This window comes from Serratia nematodiphila DZ0503SBS1, assembly GCF_000738675.1.
Lineage (GTDB): Bacteria > Pseudomonadota > Gammaproteobacteria > Enterobacterales > Enterobacteriaceae > Serratia > Serratia nematodiphila.
Window position 1 is genome coordinate 4,298,237 of sequence record NZ_JPUX01000001.1, and the last position, 19,431, is coordinate 4,317,667.

13 protein-coding genes are annotated in these 19,431 nt (G+C 58.2%); 4 read left to right on the forward strand and 9 right to left on the reverse strand.

Annotated features, from left to right (window positions below):
• Positions 1-140 precede the first annotated feature (140 nt).
• Positions 141-1,547 (forward strand): 2-oxoadipate dioxygenase/decarboxylase HglS, encoded by a 1,407-nt coding sequence (hglS, locus tag JL05_RS19940; protein WP_033633443.1) that lies wholly within the window; start codon positions 141-143, stop codon positions 1,545-1,547.
• Positions 1,548-1,549: 2 nt separating this feature from the next.
• Here the strand turns inward: hglS and lpxK are convergent, their stop codons facing one another.
• The 9 genes from lpxK to ansB all read right to left on the reverse strand — a co-directional run bounded on the left by lpxK (position 1,550) and on the right by ansB (position 13,849).
• Positions 1,550-2,530: a tetraacyldisaccharide 4'-kinase gene (gene lpxK / locus JL05_RS19945; RefSeq protein ID WP_033633444.1), complete on the reverse strand. Its 981-nt coding sequence runs from the start codon at positions 2,528-2,530 to the stop codon at positions 1,550-1,552.
• The gene (gene msbA / locus JL05_RS19950; RefSeq protein WP_021504329.1) at positions 2,530-4,278 is read right to left on the reverse strand and encodes a lipid A ABC transporter ATP-binding protein/permease MsbA; all 1,749 of its coding nucleotides are present in this window, start codon (positions 4,276-4,278) and stop codon (positions 2,530-2,532) included. The genes lpxK and msbA overlap by 1 nt, the downstream gene beginning before the upstream one ends.
• Before the next feature lie 35 nt (positions 4,279-4,313).
• A complete protein-coding gene (locus JL05_RS19955; protein ID WP_050501264.1) occupies positions 4,314-6,584 on the reverse strand; it encodes a ComEC family protein in 2,271 nt (756 codons plus the stop codon).
• Between the two features lie 275 nt (positions 6,585-6,859).
• Entirely contained in the window at positions 6,860-7,144 is a 285-nt protein-coding gene (gene ihfB, locus JL05_RS25025) for an integration host factor subunit beta (protein ID WP_004928264.1), read from the reverse strand.
• Positions 7,145-7,206: 62 nt separating this feature from the next.
• A complete protein-coding gene (gene rpsA, locus JL05_RS19965; RefSeq protein ID WP_004928267.1) occupies positions 7,207-8,880 on the reverse strand; it encodes a 30S ribosomal protein S1 in 1,674 nt (557 codons plus the stop codon).
• Positions 8,881-9,064: 184 nt separating this feature from the next.
• Positions 9,065-9,754, reverse strand: a complete 690-nt coding sequence (gene cmk, locus JL05_RS19970; protein WP_004928270.1) for a (d)CMP kinase — start codon at positions 9,752-9,754, stop codon at positions 9,065-9,067.
• A gap of 259 nt (positions 9,755-10,013) precedes the next feature.
• A complete protein-coding gene (gene aroA, locus JL05_RS19975) occupies positions 10,014-11,300 on the reverse strand; it encodes a 3-phosphoshikimate 1-carboxyvinyltransferase (protein ID WP_033633445.1) in 1,287 nt (428 codons plus the stop codon).
• Positions 11,301-11,414: 114 nt separating this feature from the next.
• Entirely contained in the window at positions 11,415-12,500 is a 1,086-nt protein-coding gene (serC, locus tag JL05_RS19980; RefSeq protein ID WP_033633446.1) for a 3-phosphoserine/phosphohydroxythreonine transaminase, read from the reverse strand.
• Positions 12,501-12,802: 302 nt separating this feature from the next.
• Positions 12,803-13,849 (reverse strand): L-asparaginase 2, encoded by a 1,047-nt coding sequence (gene ansB, locus JL05_RS19985; RefSeq protein WP_021504333.1) that lies wholly within the window; start codon positions 13,847-13,849, stop codon positions 12,803-12,805.
• 148 nt (positions 13,850-13,997) lie between these two features.
• On the opposite strand from ansB, the gene ycaO reads away from it, so the two are divergent.
• The 3 genes from ycaO to pflB all read left to right on the forward strand — a co-directional run bounded on the left by ycaO (position 13,998) and on the right by pflB (position 19,420).
• On the forward strand, positions 13,998-15,761 hold the full coding sequence (ycaO, locus tag JL05_RS19990) for a 30S ribosomal protein S12 methylthiotransferase accessory factor YcaO (protein WP_004928282.1): 1,764 nt from the start codon (positions 13,998-14,000) through the stop codon (positions 15,759-15,761).
• A gap of 461 nt (positions 15,762-16,222) precedes the next feature.
• Entirely contained in the window at positions 16,223-17,083 is an 861-nt protein-coding gene (focA, locus tag JL05_RS19995) for a formate transporter FocA (RefSeq protein ID WP_004928284.1), read from the forward strand.
• Between the two features lie 54 nt (positions 17,084-17,137).
• Positions 17,138-19,420 (forward strand): formate C-acetyltransferase, encoded by a 2,283-nt coding sequence (gene pflB, locus JL05_RS20000; protein ID WP_033633448.1) that lies wholly within the window; start codon positions 17,138-17,140, stop codon positions 19,418-19,420.
• Positions 19,421-19,431 lie beyond the last annotated feature (11 nt).

A 19,431-nucleotide genomic window follows, 5' to 3' on the forward strand; every position in this document is an offset into this window, starting at 1 on the left:
ATATGCTTGACGCCGCTATAACAAATCCCAAATCAGATGGCTAAACTTGAGGGGAAAACAAGGCAGACGGCTTTTTCACCAGCACTTTTGCCGCTAAAAACACGATTTTTCAGATTATGCTGAATCAAGGAGCTATGCGCATGACCGCCCAGCAGTTCGTTTCACCTAATGAAATCCGCGCCAGATTCTCTCACGCGATGTCGGACATGTATCAAAAAGAGGTACCGCTGTACGGCGATCTGCTGGAGCTGGTGGCGGAAACCAACCGGCAGGTTCTACGCGAAGATGCCGCACTGGCTCATCAACTGCAAATCACCGGCGAGATCGAACGCCTGGCCATGGAGCGCCACGGCGCGATCCGGGTCGGCACGGCGGACGAACTCGCCACCCTGCGCCGCCTGTTCCGGGTGATGGGCATGGCGCCGGTCGGTTACTATGACCTGTCGGTGGCGGGCGTTCCGGTGCACTCCACCGCTTTTCGCGCCATACACGAAGACGCGCTGCAGATCAGTCCTTTCCGCGTGTTCACCTCCCTGCTGCGCCTGGAACTGATAGAAGATCCCGCGCTGCGTGCGCTGGCCGAGCGCTTGCTGGCGCGCCGCCGTATCTTTACCGATCGCGCGCTGGAGCTGATGGCGCTGCAGGAAGCGCAAGGCGGGCTGAATGAAGTGCAGGCGCAAGAATTTGTCGAACAAGCGCTGGAAACTTTCCGCTGGCATAACCAGGCGACGGTCAGCGCCGAAGAATACCGGCAGCTGCACGATCAGCATCGCCTGATCGCCGACGTGGTGGCGTTTAAAGGGCCGCATATCAACCATCTGACACCACGTACGCTGGATATCGATCGCGTTCAGCAAGCGATGCCCGGCCGCGGTATTACGCCCAAAGCGGTCATCGAGGGCCCGCCGCGCCGCCGCCGCGCGATCCTGCTGCGCCAAACCAGCTTCAAAGCGTTGGAAGAAAGCGTCGATTTCGTTGAGCACGACGGCCACGCCATCGCCGGTCACCATACCGCGCGCTTCGGCGAGATCGAACAACGCGGCGTGGCGCTAACGCCTAAAGGACGCGAACTTTACGACCGTTTGCTGCAGGCGACCAACGATGCGTTACAGGCGCCGCCGAGCGAGAAGAATGCCGAGCGCTACTATCAACTGCTGGAGGAAAACTTCCGGGCGTTTCCGGATGATTACGCCACGCTGCGTGAGCAACAGCTGGCCTGGTTCCGCTATTTCCCGACCGAATGCGGCCTGGCGGCCAAAGAGTCGCTGGACAAGCACAGCACCCTGGAACAACTGATCGAGAAAGAACACGTTCGCTTCCAGCCTCTGGTGTATGAAGATTTTCTGCCGGTCAGCGCAGCGGGGATTTTCCAGTCAAATCTGGGTGACAGCCGCCACGCGCAGTACAATGCCGCTTCCAGCCGGGCAGCGTTTGAACAAGCGTTGGGCAGTGAGGTGATCGACGAGCTGGCGCTATATCAGCAAACCCAGCAGCGTTCGCTGGAAGCCTGCGCGCAAGCCCTGGGGCTTGCCACGCTGGCATCCTGAGATTACTTAGTCAGCAGGGACTCGATATCCTGCAGCAGTTGCTCAGCCTGAGCGGACGGTAGCACCGCATCAACCGGTAGATACCACCAATTGGGCTGGGCAAAGGCGCGACACTTCACCGCGTCCTTCTCCGTCATCAACAGCGTTTGATCTGCATTAACCAACGCCGCCAGCTGTTCCTGCTGATATTCCTGATGATCGGCAAACGCCACTTCCTGCACGACTTCGACGTTCAACTTTTCCAACGTCGCGAAGAAACGCGGCGGATGGCCGATACCCGCCATCGCCACCACGCGCGGCAGCTCGGCCGCCGGGCGACGTTCACCGCTCAGCAGGTTCACCGCATCACGCGCCTGCAGGCGCATGGCAATTTCCCCGGCCTGCGCCACGCCGCCATTGGCGACGCGCGCATCGACGCTGCCAAGCCGCGCAGCGCGCTCGCGCATCGGCCCGGCCGGCAACCACCAGCCGTTACCGAAACGACGCACACCGTCGATGACCACCAGCTCGAAGTCACGCTGTAAAGCGTAGTGCTGCAAGCCGTCGTCGGTGATGATCACATCCAGCGGCTGTTGTTGCAGCAGGGCCTGCACCGCCTCGGCTCGCTTGGGTGCGATCGCCACAGGCGCACCGGTACGTTGATAAATCAGCACCGGCTCATCGCCCGCCTCGCGGGTCGACGTATTCTGACCGAGCACCAGCGGATAAACCGCCGACTTGCCGCCGTAACCGCGTGACACCACGCCAACGCGATAGCCCCGTTGTTGCAGGTGTTCCACCAGCCAAATCACCATCGGCGTTTTGCCGTTGCCGCCGGCGGTGAGGTTACCCACCACCACTACCGGCACCGGCGAACGCCAACTTTTACGCAGGCCGCAGCGGTAACTGAGACGGATCAGCCAACTGAACAAGCCATAGAGCCACGAGAGCGGCAATAGCACCAGATAAAGCAACGAACCGCCGGACCAGATGCGCTCAATCATTATTGACCAAACTGCATGCGGTGCAGCTGCGCATAGGCGCCCTGCCGCTCAAGCAACTCGGCGTGTTCACCGCGTTCGACGATGCGGCCGTCCTCCACCACCAGGATCTCGTCCGCCTTCTCAATGGTCGACAGACGGTGCGCGATCACCAGTGAAGTGCGGTCTTTCTGCAACTCGTCCAGCGCGGCCTGAATGGCACGCTCGGATTCGGTATCCAGCGCAGACGTCGCCTCATCCAGGATCAGGATCGGGCAATCGCGCAGCAAAGCACGCGCGATGGCAATGCGCTGACGTTGGCCGCCGGACAGCATCACGCCGTTTTCACCGATCACCGTATCCAGACCGTTTTCCATCTTGTTGATGAAGTCCATCGCGTACGCCATTTCCGCCGCTTTCTCAATCTGCTCGCGGCTGTATTCGCTCTCACGCGCATAGGCGATGTTGTTGGCGATGGTGTCGTTGAACAGGTGCACGTTTTGCGAAACCAGGGCCACCTGATTGCGCAGCGAGGCCAGGGTATATTCACGCAGATCGTGGCCATCCATCAGGATTTCGCCTTCCTGAATATCGTAGAAGCGCGTCAGCAGGTTGGCGATGGTGGATTTACCCGAACCGGAACGGCCCACCAACGCGACGGTCTTGCCTTCGGCGATTTTCAGGTTGATATCACGCAGCGCCGGCGTTTCTTTGGCCGGGTAGTAGAAGGTGACGTTGCGGAATTCGATATCGCCTTTCGCACGCTTCACTTCGCGGGTGCCGGTGTCTTTTTCCTGTTCCATATCCAAAATGGAGAACAGCGTCTGACAGGCCGCCATCCCTCGCTGGAACTGGGCATTGACGTTGGTCAGCGACTTCAGCGGACGCATCAGCGCGATCATCGACGAGAACACCACGGTAATGGTGCCGGCGGTCAGGGTTTCCATCACGCTTGGGAAGCTGGCGGCAAACAGCACGAACGCCAGGGCCAGCGAAGCGATCAGCTGAATGATCGGATCGGAAATGGAAGACGCGGAGACCAGTTTCATGCCCTGTTGGCGCATGCGGTTGCTCACCGAGTTAAAGCGCTCGGTTTCCACCTGCTGGCCGCCGAAGATCAGCACTTCTTTATGGCCTTTCAGCATCTGCTCGGCGCTGGTGGTTACCTGCCCCATGGTGTTCTGCATGTTCTTGCTGATGTTGCGAAAACGCTTGGACACCAGGCGAATGGCGATGGAGACGATCGGTGCCAGCACGATCAGGATCACCGACAGCTGCCAGCTGTAGTAGAACATCATGATGAACAGGCCAATGATCGAGGCTCCTTCACGCACCACGGTCACCAGCGCGCTGGAAGAGGAGGAAGCTACCTGCTCGGAATCATAGGTAATGCGCGACAGCAAAGTCCCGGTGGACTGCTGATCGAAGAAGGCCACCGGCATTCTCATCATGTGGCCAAACAGGCGGCGGCGCATTTGCATCACCACCATGCCGGAAACCCAGGAAATGCAGTAGCTTGAAACAAAACTGGTCACGCCGCGCATCAACATCAGCGCAATCACCGCCAACGGCATCCATACCAGCACGCTGCTGTCGGTTTTTCCAAACCCATCGTCCAATAGCGGTTTAAGCAGAGACAGCATCAGCGTGTCCCCCGCTGCGTTCATAATCAACGCAATGGCGGCCACAATCAGCCCGGTCTTAAAAGGAGTGATCATCGGCCAGAGTCGACGGAACGTCTGCCAGGTCGAGAGATCTTTATCATTCATCATGCAAATACCAGCATCGGAAGAAATAGCGGCCTATTTTACTCATTATCACCCTCTACGCCAAACCGCTGATGGTACCAACGGGGCATTAATTGTTCGCGAAAGCCTTTAATTTGCCAATCGTTGTCGAAAAAAAGTACCGATAACTGACCGGAGCGCGTCGTATCGCGCCATTGGATGCCATTTGCCCGGTATCTGGCGACCACTTTCCGCGCCGGCAATCGCCATTTGTTGTAACGCGATGCGGACGCCAGCGCCGCTTCGGGATTGACCGCGCGCAGAAACGGCGGCGTCGAGGACGTCTTGCTGCCGTGATGCCCCACCTGCAACACCGTAGCCGCCAAGCGATCGCGCCGCAACCGTAACAGCTGCGCCTCCGCCTTCTTTTCCGCATCGCCGGTGAGCAGCAAACTGAATTGCCCATCGTCGATGCGGATCACGCAGGAGTCGTCATTGACCGGCCTTTTGCGCGTTTTCGGTGGCCACAGCACCTCGAATTGCAGCGATTGCCAGCGCCAACGCTCACCGGCGACGCAGGGCAAGTGTCCTTCCCCGCGTATCGGGCTGCGCACCGTCGCCTGAGGAAATGCCCGCCGCATCACCGGCAGCCCGCCGATATGATCGAGGTGAATATGGCTGATAATGATCTGCTCCAGTTCAATATTCCGCCAGTTCAACATCGGTAAGATATGCCGTTCGGCGGCGCTGCCCGCGGGCCAACGATCGCCGGTATCGTACAGTATCCCCTTGCCGTTTTGCTCGATAACCACCGCCAACCCGTGCCCGACATCAAGCATATCGACGCGCCAGCGATAGTCCGGCGCTTTGCCACGCCACAACACGCAGCATATCGCCACCGCCGCCAGCCCCGGCGCATAGCGCCACCACCAATGAAAGCGCCAGCAGATAACGATAAGCCATCCCGCTATGCTGGCCAGCAGCGAGGCGGCCCCCAAATCCACCCAACCGCGTTGCAGGTAATGCAGCGGCACAAACACCCCGCTCAACGTGAAATCTGCCAACCACCAAAGCCCGTAACTTAGCGAGGGGAGGACGCCGCCGATCACCGCCAGCAAAATCAACGGCACCGTCACCAATGAGACGATGGGCACCGCCCAAAGATTGGCGGGCAGCGAGGTCAGCGTCAGACCTAAAAACAGCGCGACCTGCATCGGCACCAGCAACAACGTCATGCCCAGCTGAATATGCAGCCAGCGCACCGGCGCCCAATACCAGGCAGACCGGAATCGCTCACCGAGCGGCGCCCATTCAAACCAAAAAATCAAACACCCCACCGCCAGCACCGACAGCCAGAAACTGTCTGACAAAACCGCCAACGGATCGCACAGCAAAATCAGCCCGATACACCACAACCACACTTGCCAGGAAGAACAATGAACGCCGCGCAAGCGCAGCAGCATCCACAGCGTCATCGCCAACGCGGTACGCACCGCCGGCGGCTGGGCGCCCACCAACCAAACATAGATCAGCGTCGCCACCCAGCCTGCGACCAATGGAAAGCGATAGCCAATCAAATGGGCGGGCAAAAAAAACTGCAGCGCGCGCAACGCGGCCCAGAACAAAATGGCGACCATCGCCACATGCAACCCTGAAATGGCCATCAGGTGAGCGATGCCGGTCTTCAGCATCAGCGTGCGCAAAGCCTGCTCCAGCGCGGTTCGTTCCCCAAACGCCAGCGCCAGCAATACCGCCTTGTAACGCAATTCACCGATGTTGGTTTCCGCATGGCTGATGATGCGCTGGCGCAGCCCGCAATCGCCATCCAGCAAACGAGCCTGCCTGACCCGCCCCGTCAACGGCTGGCGCTGGGCGATCGCCCAACGTTGGCTGTCAAATCCGCCTTCATTGAGCTTGCCATGTACCGGCCGCAGGCGCAGTTTCAATTGCCAACGCTGCCCGGCGCATAGCCGCTGCTGTTCGGGAGCCCACGTCGTGGTAAACGCCAGCGCAGGCGCCAACCAATGACCGTCGACCCGCTCGATACGCATCAGCGTCTGTTTACTGGCGGCGGGCTCCAGCGCGACGCTGCTCACCTGCACCACCGCCGTCACGTCCGGCATGCGAGTTAAGCGATCCATTTGCCCGATCAGGCTGCCGGCGTTGAAAACCGCCCATATGAATCCCAATCCCAGGCAGGCCAAATAGCGGCAGAATGGCCTGCGCGTGCGCAGCAGTAAACAGACAACAAGCACGAGCGGCCACAGCTGCCATTGCTCAGGCAACTGCGGTAACACCAACAGCGGCAGGATGCCGCAGATAACGGCGAATATCGCCAGATCAAGCGAAATTTTGATCGCTCTTCTCCCATCGGCTCCGCCATGAGCAAAAGCGCATCACGGCAAGCAAGCAGGATCATTCAGGCGACATGTCACCGCCAGCGGGCTTTAACGAAGATGCGGTTAACATGGCAGGATAAGAGAGATCTATGCAGGAGCCACATCGTAAATGCGGCGTAGTACGCAACTCGCGAGCATATCGCGGAGAATCGCAGGCGAAAAAAACGGCGCCTTACAGGCACCGTTTTATATTCTTTTCAAGCAACAACGCTATGATCAGTCAGCGACTAGCCATAGATATTGGCGCGGTCACGCAACTCTTTGCCTGGTTTGAAGTGAGGAACGTATTTGCCGTCCAGCTCGACTTTGTCACCGGTTTTCGGGTTGCGGCCTACACGCGGGGCACGGTAGTGAAGAGAAAAACTGCCGAATCCGCGGATCTCAATGCGTTCGCCCTCGGCCAGCGTAGCGGCCATGTGCTCAAGCATCTCTTTCACTGCATCCTCAACGGCCTTCGCCGGAATATGAGATTGCTGGCCAGCAAGTCTTTCAATAAGTTCAGACTTGGTCATAGTACCTCCAAGCTTTGCAGCTAAACTACCGTATCGGGGCGGTCAGCGACCGCCCCCCGTCATTACTCGCCTTTAGCCGCTTTGAAAGCTTCAGCCATTGCGTTAGAGAAGTTGCCTTCTTCCTGTTTGTTGTTAACAGTTGCGATGGCGTCTTTCTCGTCAGCTTCGTCCTTAGCACGCACGGACAGGCTTACAACGCGGTTCTTACGGTCAACGCCGGTGAATTTAGCTTCAACTTCGTCACCTACGTTCAGAACCAGAGTTGCATCTTCAATGCGGTCGCGAGAGGCTTCAGATGCACGCAGGTAACCTTCTACGCCGCCTGCCAATTCAACTGTAGCACCTTTGGCGTCAACTGCAGTGACTTTACCAGTAACAATAGCACCTTTCTTGTTCATAGACAGGTAGTTATTGAACGGGTCTTCAGCCAGTTGCTTCACGCCCAGGGAGATACGCTCGCGCTCTGCGTCAACTTGCAGAACAACCGCAGCGATTTCGTCGCCTTTCTTGTATTCACGTACTGCTTCTTCGCCTGCAACGTTCCAGGAGATGTCAGACAGGTGAACCAGGCCGTCGATGCCGCCGTCCAGGCCGATGAAGATACCGAAGTCAGTGATAGACTTGATTTTACCTTCAACGCGGTCGCCCTTGTTGTGGGTTTCTGCGAACTGCTGCCATGGGTTGGATTTGCACTGCTTCAGGCCCAGGGAGATACGACGACGTTCTTCATCGATGTCCAGAACCATCACTTCCACTACGTCGCCCACGTTAACAACTTTGGACGGATGGATGTTTTTGTTGGTCCAATCCATTTCAGAAACGTGTACCAGACCTTCAACGCCTTCTTCGATTTCTACGAAGCAGCCGTAATCAGTCAGGTTGGTTACACGGCCAGTCAGCTTGGTACCTTCTGGGTAACGTTTCGCGATAGCAACCCATGGATCTTCGCCCAGCTGTTTCAGGCCCAGGGATACACGAGTACGCTCGCGGTCGAACTTCAGCACTTTAACAGTGATTTCATCGCCAACATTGACGATTTCGCTTGGGTGCTTAACGCGTTTCCAAGCCATGTCAGTGATGTGCAGCAGGCCGTCTACGCCGCCCAGATCAACGAATGCACCGTAGTCAGTGAGGTTCTTAACGATACCTTTAACTTCCATGCCTTCCTGCAGGTTTTCCAGCAGTTGATCGCGCTCAGCGCTGTTCTCGGATTCGATAACCGCACGGCGAGAAACGACAACGTTGTTGCGCTTCTGATCCAGCTTGATGACTTTGAACTCAAGCTCTTTGCCTTCCAGGTGCAGAGTGTCACGTACCGGACGCACGTCAACCAGGGAACCTGGCAGGAACGCGCGGATGCCGTTCAGCTCGACGGTGAAGCCACCCTTCACTTTGCCGTTGATAACACCGGTTACAGTCTCAGCTTCTTCGTAGGCTTTTTCCAGCGTGATCCAAGCTTCGTGACGCTTAGCTTTCTCACGGGACAGCAGGGTTTCACCGAAGCCGTCTTCAACAGCATCCAGAGCAACGTCAACTTCGTCACCAACCTGGATTTCCAGCTCGCCCTGGGCGTTTTTGAATTGCTCAGCCGGGATGGCAGACTCAGATTTCAGACCGGCGTCAACCAGTACGATATCTTTGTCGATAGCAACAACGACGCCACGAACGATGGAACCCGGGCGGGTTTCGATTTCTTTTAAGGATTCTTCAAAGAGTTGAGCGAAAGATTCAGTCATGTTGTTAATCTTCAGGGTTCTTTAGTTTAACGTCCATTTAGCGTCCCGCCGAATGGGGTTGTTTCACATACCCCGCCATTGGCTCCATGCCGACAGGGTTTAAGGTTACAGGGGTAAAATTTTACCCGATATATTGCGATACCGCTATGACAAATATGACAAAAAGCCAATAGCGCCGCCGCGCTTATTGCTGCGGCAACGCCAACACTTTCTGTGCATACGTCAACGCCTGCCGGATCACTTCTTCGATCGACATGCTGGTAGAATCCAGCACGAGGGCGTCAGAAGCGGGCACCAGAGGCGCGATAGGCCGATTACGGTCACGGTCGTCCCGTTCCTTTATCTCGGCTAAAAGACGTTCAAAGTTAACATTAAAGCCTTTCTCCTGCAACTGCAGCATGCGGCGGTGCGCGCGCTCCTCCGAGCTGGCGTCGAGGAAAATCTTGACCGGCGCGTCAGGGAACACCACCGTGCCCATGTCGCGGCCATCGGCAATCAGGCCGGGCGCCTCGCGGAATGCGCGCTGGCGGCGCAGCAACGCCTCGCGCACGCGCGGAAACGCCGCAGCTTGCGACGCGGTGTTGCCGACGGTTTCGGTGCGGATCTCATTACTGACGTCCTCACCTTCCAAAATCACCTGCAGCTTGCCGTCCTGGGCAACGAAGCGAACATCGAGATGTGCGGCCAGCGGAACCAGCGCTTCCTCAGAAGTGATATCCACCTGATGATGCAACGCCGCCAGCGCCAGCACGCGATAGATCGCGCCGGAGTCCAGCAAACGCCAACCAAGGGACTCGGCCAACGCTTTACACAGCGTGCCTTTGCCCGCGCCACTTGGTCCATCAACGGTTATCACCGGGGCTGTAGCCGTCATTTCTCTCTCCTTCAGGTAGAAAACCTCACAGAGGCACGGCGTGCTTCGACTCGAAGCCCGTGAGCTCTGTCACCTGCCCAATCAGGGGCAAATACGGTGGCGTATTATACGCTGCCCTACGGCGATCTGTTACCCTGGAACTATCCGGTTGTTGAAAATAAGCGCACAACCGCGAAAAAGTATAGAAGAAACGCCGGTCGCCAAAGGTTAAAAACGATAAAGGCCCGCAAAGGGGCCTTAAAATAAACGATTTGACGGGTTACGCCAGCTGGCTGATGCGCGCCAGCTGTTCGAAATAATCCGGGAAGGTCTTCGCGGTGCATTTCGGATCGAGAATGGTGACCGGCGTATCCGACAGCGCCACCAGCGAGAAGCACATTGCCATGCGGTGATCATTGTAGGTGCCGATCTCGGCGAACTGCAGTTTGGCCGGCGGCACGACGTGAATGTAGTCTTCGCCTTCGTCCACTTCCGCCCCCACTTTACGCAGCTCGGTGGCCATCGCCGCCAGACGGTCGGTCTCCTTCACCCGCCAGTTGTAGATATTGCGGATGGTGGTCGGCCCCTCGGCGAACAGCGCTGCGGTGGCGATGGTCATCGCCGCGTCGGGAATGTGGTTCATGTCCATGTCGATGCCGCGCAGTTCACCGCGGCTGCACTCGATGAAATCGTCGCCCCAGGTGATGCGCGCGCCCATTTTCTCCAGCACGTCGGCAAACTTGGTGTCGCCCTGCACGCTTTTGCGGCCGATGCCGGTCACGCGCACGGTGCCGCCCTTGATCGCCGCCGCCGCCAGGAAGTAAGAGGCGGAAGAAGCGTCGCCCTCAACCAGGTAATCGCCCGGCGCGATATACGTCTGGCGCCCCTGGATATGGAATACCCGGTAGTTGTCATGGCTCACCGATACGCCGAAGGTGCGCATCAGATGCAGCGTAATGTCGATGTACGGCTTGGAAACCAGCTCGCCCTTGATGTGGATCTGCGTATCCTGCGGCGCCAGGGGCGCGGTCATCAGCAACGCGGTCAGGAACTGGCTGGAGACGCTGCCGTCAACGGTGACGTCGCCGCCCAGGAAACCGCCGCGCAGGCGAATCGGCGGGTAATCGGTCTGTTCGAGGTAATCAATCTGCGCCCCGCCCTGGCGCAACGCGTCCACCAGATGGCCGATCGGGCGTTCTTTCATGCGGGGTTCCCCGGTCAGCACCACGTCGCCTTCACCTAGGCACAGCGCCGCCGCCAGTGGGCGCATCGCGGTGCCGGCATTGCCGAGGAACAGTTCCAGCGGTTGGTTGGCCACCAACGGCCCGGCCACGCCGGTCACTTCACACACGGTGCGGTCGGCGGAAAGCCGGTAGTTCACACCCAACGCCTGCAGCGCATTCAGCATATGACGCACGTCGTCGCTGTCCAGCAGGTTGGTCAGCCGGGTCGTTCCCTCCGCCAGCGCCGCCAGCAGCAGAGCGCGGTTAGAAACGCTCTTCGAGCCGGGTAAGTTGACGGTGCCATTGACCAGGGCGACCGGTTGTAACGTCAGGGAATCCACCATGTGAACAAAACTCTCCAATTCTGATAAACGAAACGGCTCCGGAATAATGCCGGAGCCGCTTTAATGCAAAAGGACAACAGCCTGAGGCCGCCCGCGCCTGGCGGGCTGCCGGAATCAACCGTGACGACGTTCGAAGTCGGCCATGAAGTCGGTCAGCGCCTGGACGCCGGCCAGCGGCATGGCATTGTAAATAGAAGCGCGCATGCCGCCAACTACCCGGTGGCCTTTCAGCGCCTGCAGGCCGATAGCCTCGGCTTCGCTGAGGAACACCTTGTCCAGCGCCGCATCGGCCAGCTGGAACGGCACGTTCATCCAGGAACGGTTGGCGATGGCAACCTGGCTGCGGTAGAAGTCGGATTTATCGATGGTCGCGTACAGCAGCTCGGCCTTAGCCTGATTGCGTTTTTGCATCTCCACCAGGCCGCCCTGCTCTTTCAGCCATTTGAACACCAGCCCGGACAGGTACCAGGCGAAGGTCGGCGGGGTATTGAACATCGAATCGTTCTCGGCCAACACGGTGTAATCGAGGATCGACGGCACTTCTTTACGCGCCTTGCCCAACAGATCGTCACGCACGATCACCAGCGTCAGACCGGCCGGGCCGATATTTTTCTGCGCGCCGGCGTAAATCACGCCGAAGCGGCTGACGTCGAGCGGGCGGGACAGGATGGTCGAGGAGTAATCGCCGATCACCACTTTGTCGCCGAAGTCCGGCGTTTCATCGATGGCCACGCCGTCGATGGTCTCATTCGGGCAATAGTGCACATAAGCCGCGTCGGCGCTGAGCTGCCACTCTTTCATCGGCTTGATGCCGCTCAGGCCGTCGATGCGGGTTTTCACGTCGATGACGTTCGGGGCGCAATACTTTTCCGCTTCCTTGATGGCGCTGTGCGCCCAATAGCCGCCGTCGATATAGTCGGCGGTGGCCTTGTCGCCCAGCAGGTTCAGCGGCAGCGCTGCGAACTGCGCGCGGGCGCCGCCGTGGCAAAACAGCACTTTATAGTTGGAGGGGACTTTCAGCAGATCGCGCAGATCCTGTTCCGCCTGCTCGGCAACGGCGATGAATTCTTTGCTGCGGTGACTGATCTCCATCACAGACGTTCCCAGGCCGTGCCAGTTGCACAGTTCCTGTTCCGCACGACGCAACACTTCCACCGGCAGCATCGCCGGGCCAGAGCTAAAATTATAAACCTGAGTCATTTCCCCTCACCACATTCACTGTTCGCCGCAGAAAAGCGACCTGTCGAAAAGACACCCGAAGTTAACGCTCGCGTTAACCAACCTATCGGTTTTATCACTCACGCCCCATGGCTGCAACGCTTATTCGCCCGTCGGCGGCAAACGGCCGTGCCGGGTGATGACAGGCTCTGCGGCCGTCGCGATTGTTTGGACGATAAAACCCTGTGACATGGGGAAATTCAGCGGGTTAACGCGGTGTTTTATGCTGTATTCAGCCAAGATGGCTGCGGGAGCCCGGATGGCCCCCGCAGGAGAGGAAACGATCAGTACTGATTAAACATCTGCTGGATCTGCTTCGCGTCTTTGGTTTGCGTCAGCGCCAGCTGCAGCAGAATGCGCGCCTTTTGCGGATTCAGCGTGCCGGCGGCCACGAAGCCGTACTTGGCGTCGTCCACTTCCGCATCCTCGGTGGTGGCGCCGGTCGGCACGCGCGAAGAACGCACCACCGCCACGCCGTTGTGCGCCGCCGTCGCCAGGGTGTCGAACACGGTTTTATACAGGTTGCCGTTGCCGACCCCGGCGCTGACGATGCCCTGATAGCCTTCGGCGATCAGCGCCTTGGCCGGCGCATCGGAGGCGTTGGCGTAGTTGTAGACGATGCCGACCTTCGGCAGCTCGTTCAGCTTGCTGACGTCGAACGGCGTCTCCCGGGTATGCTTACGCTGCGGCGAGCGCTGGTAATCGATCTTGCCGTTGTGGATATACCCCAGCGGGCCGTAGTTTGGCGACTGGAAGGTCTGCACGGCGGTGGTATTAGTCTTGGTGACGTCACGCGCGTCCAGCACGGTGTCGTTCATCGCCACCAGCACCCCGCGGTTGGCCGATTGCGGATCCGCCGCCGTCACCACCGCGTTATACAGGTTGAACGGACCGTCGGCGCTCATCGCCGTCGCCGGCCGCATCGCCCCCACCAACACCACCGGCTTGTCGCATTTCACCGTCAAATCAAGGAAATAGGCCGTCTCTTCCAGCGTATCGGTGCCGTGAGTGATGACGAAGCCGTCGGTTTTGCCGCAGTCGGCGTCAATTTTCTTCGCCAGCGTCAGCCAGACCTGATCGTTCATGTCCTGCGAGCCGATGTTCACCACCTGCTCCCCCTGCACGTTGGCGATATCCTTCAGCGCCGGCACCGCATCGACCAACGCCTCGACGCCAAGCTTGCCCGCGGTATAGTTGGATTTCGTCGCCGAATCGCCGCCGCCGGCGATAGTGCCGCCGGTCGCCAGCAGGGTGATGTTGGGCAGCGCCAGCGCCGAGGCGCTGACGCCGGTCAACAAGAGGGTTAACGCGCTGAGTTTCACTGATTTCATTAGATTTCTCCGTGACAGATAACTTGCTGAATTATGGTCTTTATCCTTAAAAAAACTGTGACTTTGCCACCGCTTTAGGAATACGTGGAGCTCCAGCGTAAAACCCCGTATCATTGCGCGTTTTTAGTACGCGCAAAAAGTGAAGACAATGACGCAAACTTTTATCCCCGGTAAAGACGCCGCCCTGGAAGACTCCATCTCCCGTTTCCAGCAGAAACTGAGCGATCTCGGTTTCAACATCGAAGAAGCCTCCTGGCTGAACCCGGTGCCGCACGTGTGGTCGGTGCACATCCGCGATCGCGATTGCCCGCTGTGCTTCACCAACGGCAAAGGCGCCAGCAAAAAAGCCGCGCTGGCCTCCGCGCTGGGTGAATATTTCGAGCGCCTGTCCACCAACTACTTCTTCGCCGATTTCTATCTGGGCAAGCAGATCGCCGAAGGCGACTTCGTGCACTATCCGAATGAGAAATGGTTCCCGATCCCTGAAGACGACGCGCTGCCGGCCGGCATCCTCGACGAACGTCTGCACGCCTTCTACGATCCGCAGCAAGAGCTGAGCGCCAGCGATCTGGTCGATCTGCAGTCCGGCAACGCCGATCGCGGCGTGTGTGCACTGCCGTTTACCCGTCAGTCCGACCAGCAAACCGTGTACATCCCGATGAATATCATCGGCAACCTGTATGTTTCCAACGGCATGTCCGCCGGCAACACCGCCAACGAAGCGCGCGTGCAGGGCCTGTCGGAAGTGTTCGAGCGTTATGTGAAAAACCGCATCATCGCCGAATCCATCAGCCTGCCGGCGATCCCGGACGAGGTGCTGAACCGCTATCCGGGCGTGGTGGAAGCCATCGCCAAGTTGGAAGAGGAAGGTTTCCCGATCCTCTCCTATGACGCCTCGCTGGGCGGCAACTACCCGGTGATCTGCGTGGTGCTGTTCAACCCGACCAACGGCACCTGCTTCGCTTCATTCGGCGCGCACCCGGACTTCGGCGTGGCGCTGGAGCGCACGGTAACCGAACTGCTGCAGGGCCGCAGCCTGAAAGATCTCGACGTGTTCACCGCGCCGACCTTCGATGACGAAGAAGTGGCGGAACACACCAACCTGGAAACGCACTTCATCGACTCCAGCGGCCTGATCTCCTGGGATCTGTTCAAGCAGGACGCGGACTATCCGTTCGTTGACTGGAACTTCAGCGGCAGCACGCAGGAAGAGTTCGCCACCCTGATGAGCATCTTCGACAAGGAAGACGCGGAAGTGTACATCGCCGACTACGAGCACCTGGGCGTCTACGCTTGCCGCATCATCGTGCCGGGCATGTCCGATATCTACCCGGCGGAAGACCTGCTGCTGGCTAACAACAGCATGGGGGCGCACCTGCGCGATACACTGCTGGCGCTGCCGGGCAGCGAGTGGGAGCCGGAAGAATACCTGGCGCTGATCGAGCAGTTGGACGACGAAGGGCTGGACGATTTCACCCGCGTACGCGAACTGCTTGGCATTGCCAGCGGCAAAGACAACGCCTGGTATACCCTGCGCGTGGGCGAGCTGAAGTCGATGCTGGCGCTGGCGGGCGGCGATCTGGATCAGGCGCTGATCTGGACCGAATGGACGCAGGACTTCAACGCCTCGGTGCTGAGCCCGGCGCGCAGCAACTACTACCGCTGCCTGCAAACGCTGCTGCTGCTGGCGCAGGAGCCTGAACGCGAAGCGGCGCAGTACTATACCGCGTTCGTGAAGATGTACGGCCAGGAAGCGGTCGACGCCGCCTCCGCCGCCATCAGCGGTGAAGAGCGCTTCAACGGGCTGTTCGCCGTCGATGCCGATCTGAAGGCGCTGCCGGCCCATCAGGCGCTGCTGGCGGCTTACGAGAAGCTGCAGGCGGCCAAACGCCGCCACTGGGCCAAGGCCTAAGCATCATCAGGGGATACTGCCACTTTGGGAGTACCCCTGTTGCCAAACGCCGCACTCCGTTGCGGCGTTTTCAATTTTGCGGTTTATTTCAACGCATTCGGTTTTATTTTTTCGCCGGGAAATAGGTGGTTAAACGACCATAAAAATAAATAAACCGTCAATTGTTGCCGGACGGTGAAATAATAATTAACCGATAATTAAACTTTCAGCGCCGCGCGGCGACAAAACGCCTAAAAATTTAACTTTACTCCACGCCGACCACTCGGTGGATTCAAAAAAATTTGCAAACATTAAAAAATTGTTTTTTATTAAAAATCAATAAATTAACCATAAAAACCACACAAAAAACACGTCATTTCACCGCTCTACTTCCCCGCCTTATGATCCAAATCAAATTTTCCCCTATACTGCTTTGCTAGTATCTCATTGCGTTGTTTTAACCCTTAAGAGCGAGAGTTAGTTTGAAAACTGACAGCCCCTTCGATCTGATTTTACCTGCGGCAACGGCGAAAATCGCTGAAGATGCCGGCGTGTATAAAGCCACCAAACATCCGCTGAAAACGTTTTATTTGGCGATCACCGCCGGTGTCTTCATTTCCATCGCATTCGTCTTCTACATCACGGCGACCACCGGCACCGCCGGCGTGCCTTTCGGGCTGGCGAAACTGGTCGGCGGCATCTGCTTCTCTCTCGGGTTAATGCTGGTGGTGGTGTCGGGCGCCGACCTGTTCACCTCTACCGTGCTTATCGTCATCGCCAAGGCCAGCGGCCGCATCAGCTGGGGCCAGCTGGGCGCCAACTGGCTGAACGTTTATCTCGGCAACCTGGTCGGCGCGCTGTTCTTCGTGGCGCTGATCTGGTTCTCCGGCGAGTATATGGTCGCCAACGGCCAGTGGGGCCTGAATGTCCTGCAAACCGCAGACCACAAGCTGCATCACACCTTCATCGAAGCCGTGTGCCTCGGCATTCTGGCCAACCTGATGGTCTGCCTGGCGGTCTGGATGAGCTACTCCGGCCGCACCCTGACCGACAAGATGCTCGCCATGGTGCTGCCGGTCGGGATGTTTGTCGCCAGCGGTTTCGAGCACAGCATCGCCAACATGTTTATGATCCCTATGGGCATCGTGGTCAAACACTTCGCCACGCCGGAATTCTGGCAAGCCGTAGGGGCGGTACCTGAGCAATTCGCTCATCTGACAGTAAGCAACTTCATCATCGACAACCTGATTCCGGTCACCCTCGGTAACATCATCGGCGGTGGTCTGCTGGTTGGGTTGACTTACTGGGTAATTTATCTGCGCGGGGGCCGCGAGCAGCACTAAGCTGTGAGTAACCGCGCGCAGAGTTAGAAATCCACAATCAAAGGTAGGTGTACAATGACCGAACTTAACGAGAAATTAGCCAACGCTTGGGAAGGTTTCAGCAAGGGTGACTGGCAGAATGAAGTCAACGTTCGTGACTTCATCCAGAAAAACTACACGCCTTATGAGGGTGACGAATCCTTCCTGGCTGGCGCTACTCAAGCCACCACCACCTTGTGGGACAAGGTTATGGAAGGGATCAAACTGGAAAACCGCACTCATGCGCCGGTTGATTTCGACACCAACGTTGCTTCAACCATCGTTTCTCACGACGCGGGTTACATCGCCAAAGAGCTGGAAACCATCGTGGGTCTGCAGACCGACGCCCCTCTGAAACGCGCGCTGATCCCGTTCGGCGGCATCAAAATGGTCGAAGGTTCGTGCAAAGTGTACGGCCGCGAACTGGATCCGCAGCTGAAAAAAGTGTTCACCGAATACCGCAAAACCCACAACCAGGGCGTATTCGACGTTTACACCAAAGACATCCTGAACTGCCGTAAATCCGGCGTGCTGACCGGTCTGCCGGACGCCTACGGCCGCGGCCGCATCATCGGCGACTACCGCCGCGTGGCGCTGTACGGTATCGACTTCCTGATGGCCGACAAGCTGAACCAGTTCAAATCGCTGCAGGAAAAACTGGAAAACGGCGAAGACCTGGAAATGACCATCCAGCTGCGCGAAGAGATCGCTGAACAGCATCGCGCTCTGGCTCAGATCAAAGAGATGGCCGCCAAATACGGTTACGACATCTCCGGCCCAGCCACCAGCGCGCAAGAAGCGGTGCAGTGGACCTACTTCGGCTACCTGGCCGCGGTGAAATCCCAGAACGGCGCCGCCATGTCCTTCGGCCGCGTGTCCACCTTCCTCGACGTGTTCATCGAGCGCGACATCAAGGCGGGCAAACTGACCGAAGAACAAGCGCAGGAGCTGATCGACCACCTGGTGATGAAACTGCGTATGGTGCGCTTCCTGCGTACCCCTGAGTACGATGAGCTGTTCTCCGGCGACCCAATCTGGGCGACTGAGTCCCTGGCCGGTATGGGCGTCGACGGCCGTACCCTGGTCACCAAAAACAGCTTCCGCTTCCTGAATACCCTGTACACCATGGGGCCGTCTCCGGAACCGAACATGACCATCCTGTGGTCTGAGAAGCTGCCGCTGAACTTCAAGAAATTCGCGGCGAAAGTGTCCATCGACACCTCTTCCGTACAGTACGAAAACGACGACCTGATGCGCCCTGACTTCAACAACGATGACTATGCCATCGCTTGCTGCGTCAGCCCGATGATCGTCGGCAAACAAATGCAGTTCTTCGGCGCCCGCGCCAACCTGGCGAAAACCATGCTGTACGCCATCAACGGCGGCGTTGACGAAAAACTGAAACTGCAGGTCGGCCCGAAAGAAGCGCCGATGATGGACGAAGTGCTGGACTATGACAAAGTCATGGCGCGCATGGACCACTTTATGGATTGGCTGGCCAAGCAGTACGTGACCGCGCTGAACATCATTCACTACATGCACGACAAGTACAGCTACGAAGCTGCGCTGATGGCGCTGCATGACCGTGACGTTTATCGCACCATGGCTTGCGGCATCGCCGGTCTGTCCGTGGCGGCCGACTCCCTGTCCGCCATCAAGTACGCGAAAGTCACCACCATTCGCGACGAAGACGGCCTGGCTATCGACTTCAAAGTGGAAGGCGAGTATCCGCAGTTCGGTAACAACGACGCCCGCGTCGATGACATCGCCTGCGACCTGGTGGAACGTTTCATGAAGAAAATTCAGAAACTGCGCACCTACCGCAACGCGGTACCGACCCAGTCCGTACTGACCATCACCTCCAACGTGGTGTACGGTAAGAAAACCGGTAACACCCCGGATGGCCGCCGCGCCGGCGCACCGTTCGGCCCAGGCGCCAACCCGATGCACGGCCGCGACCAGAAAGGCGCAGTAGCCTCCCTGACCTCGGTAGCCAAACTGCCGTTTGCCTACGCGAAAGACGGGATCTCCTACACCTTCTCCATCGTGCCTAACGCGCTGGGTAAAGACGACGACGTGCGTAAAGCCAACCTGGCGGGCCTGATGGATGGCTACTTCCACCATGAAGCCTCCATCGAAGGCGGCCAGCACCTGAACGTCAACGTAATGAACCGCGAAATGCTGCTGGACGCGATGGAAAACCCTGAGAAATACCCTCAGCTGACCATCCGCGTCTCCGGTTACGCCGTGCGCTTCAACTCGCTGACCAAAGAGCAACAGCAGGACGTCATTACTCGTACCTTCACTCAAACGATGTAATGCGCCAGCCG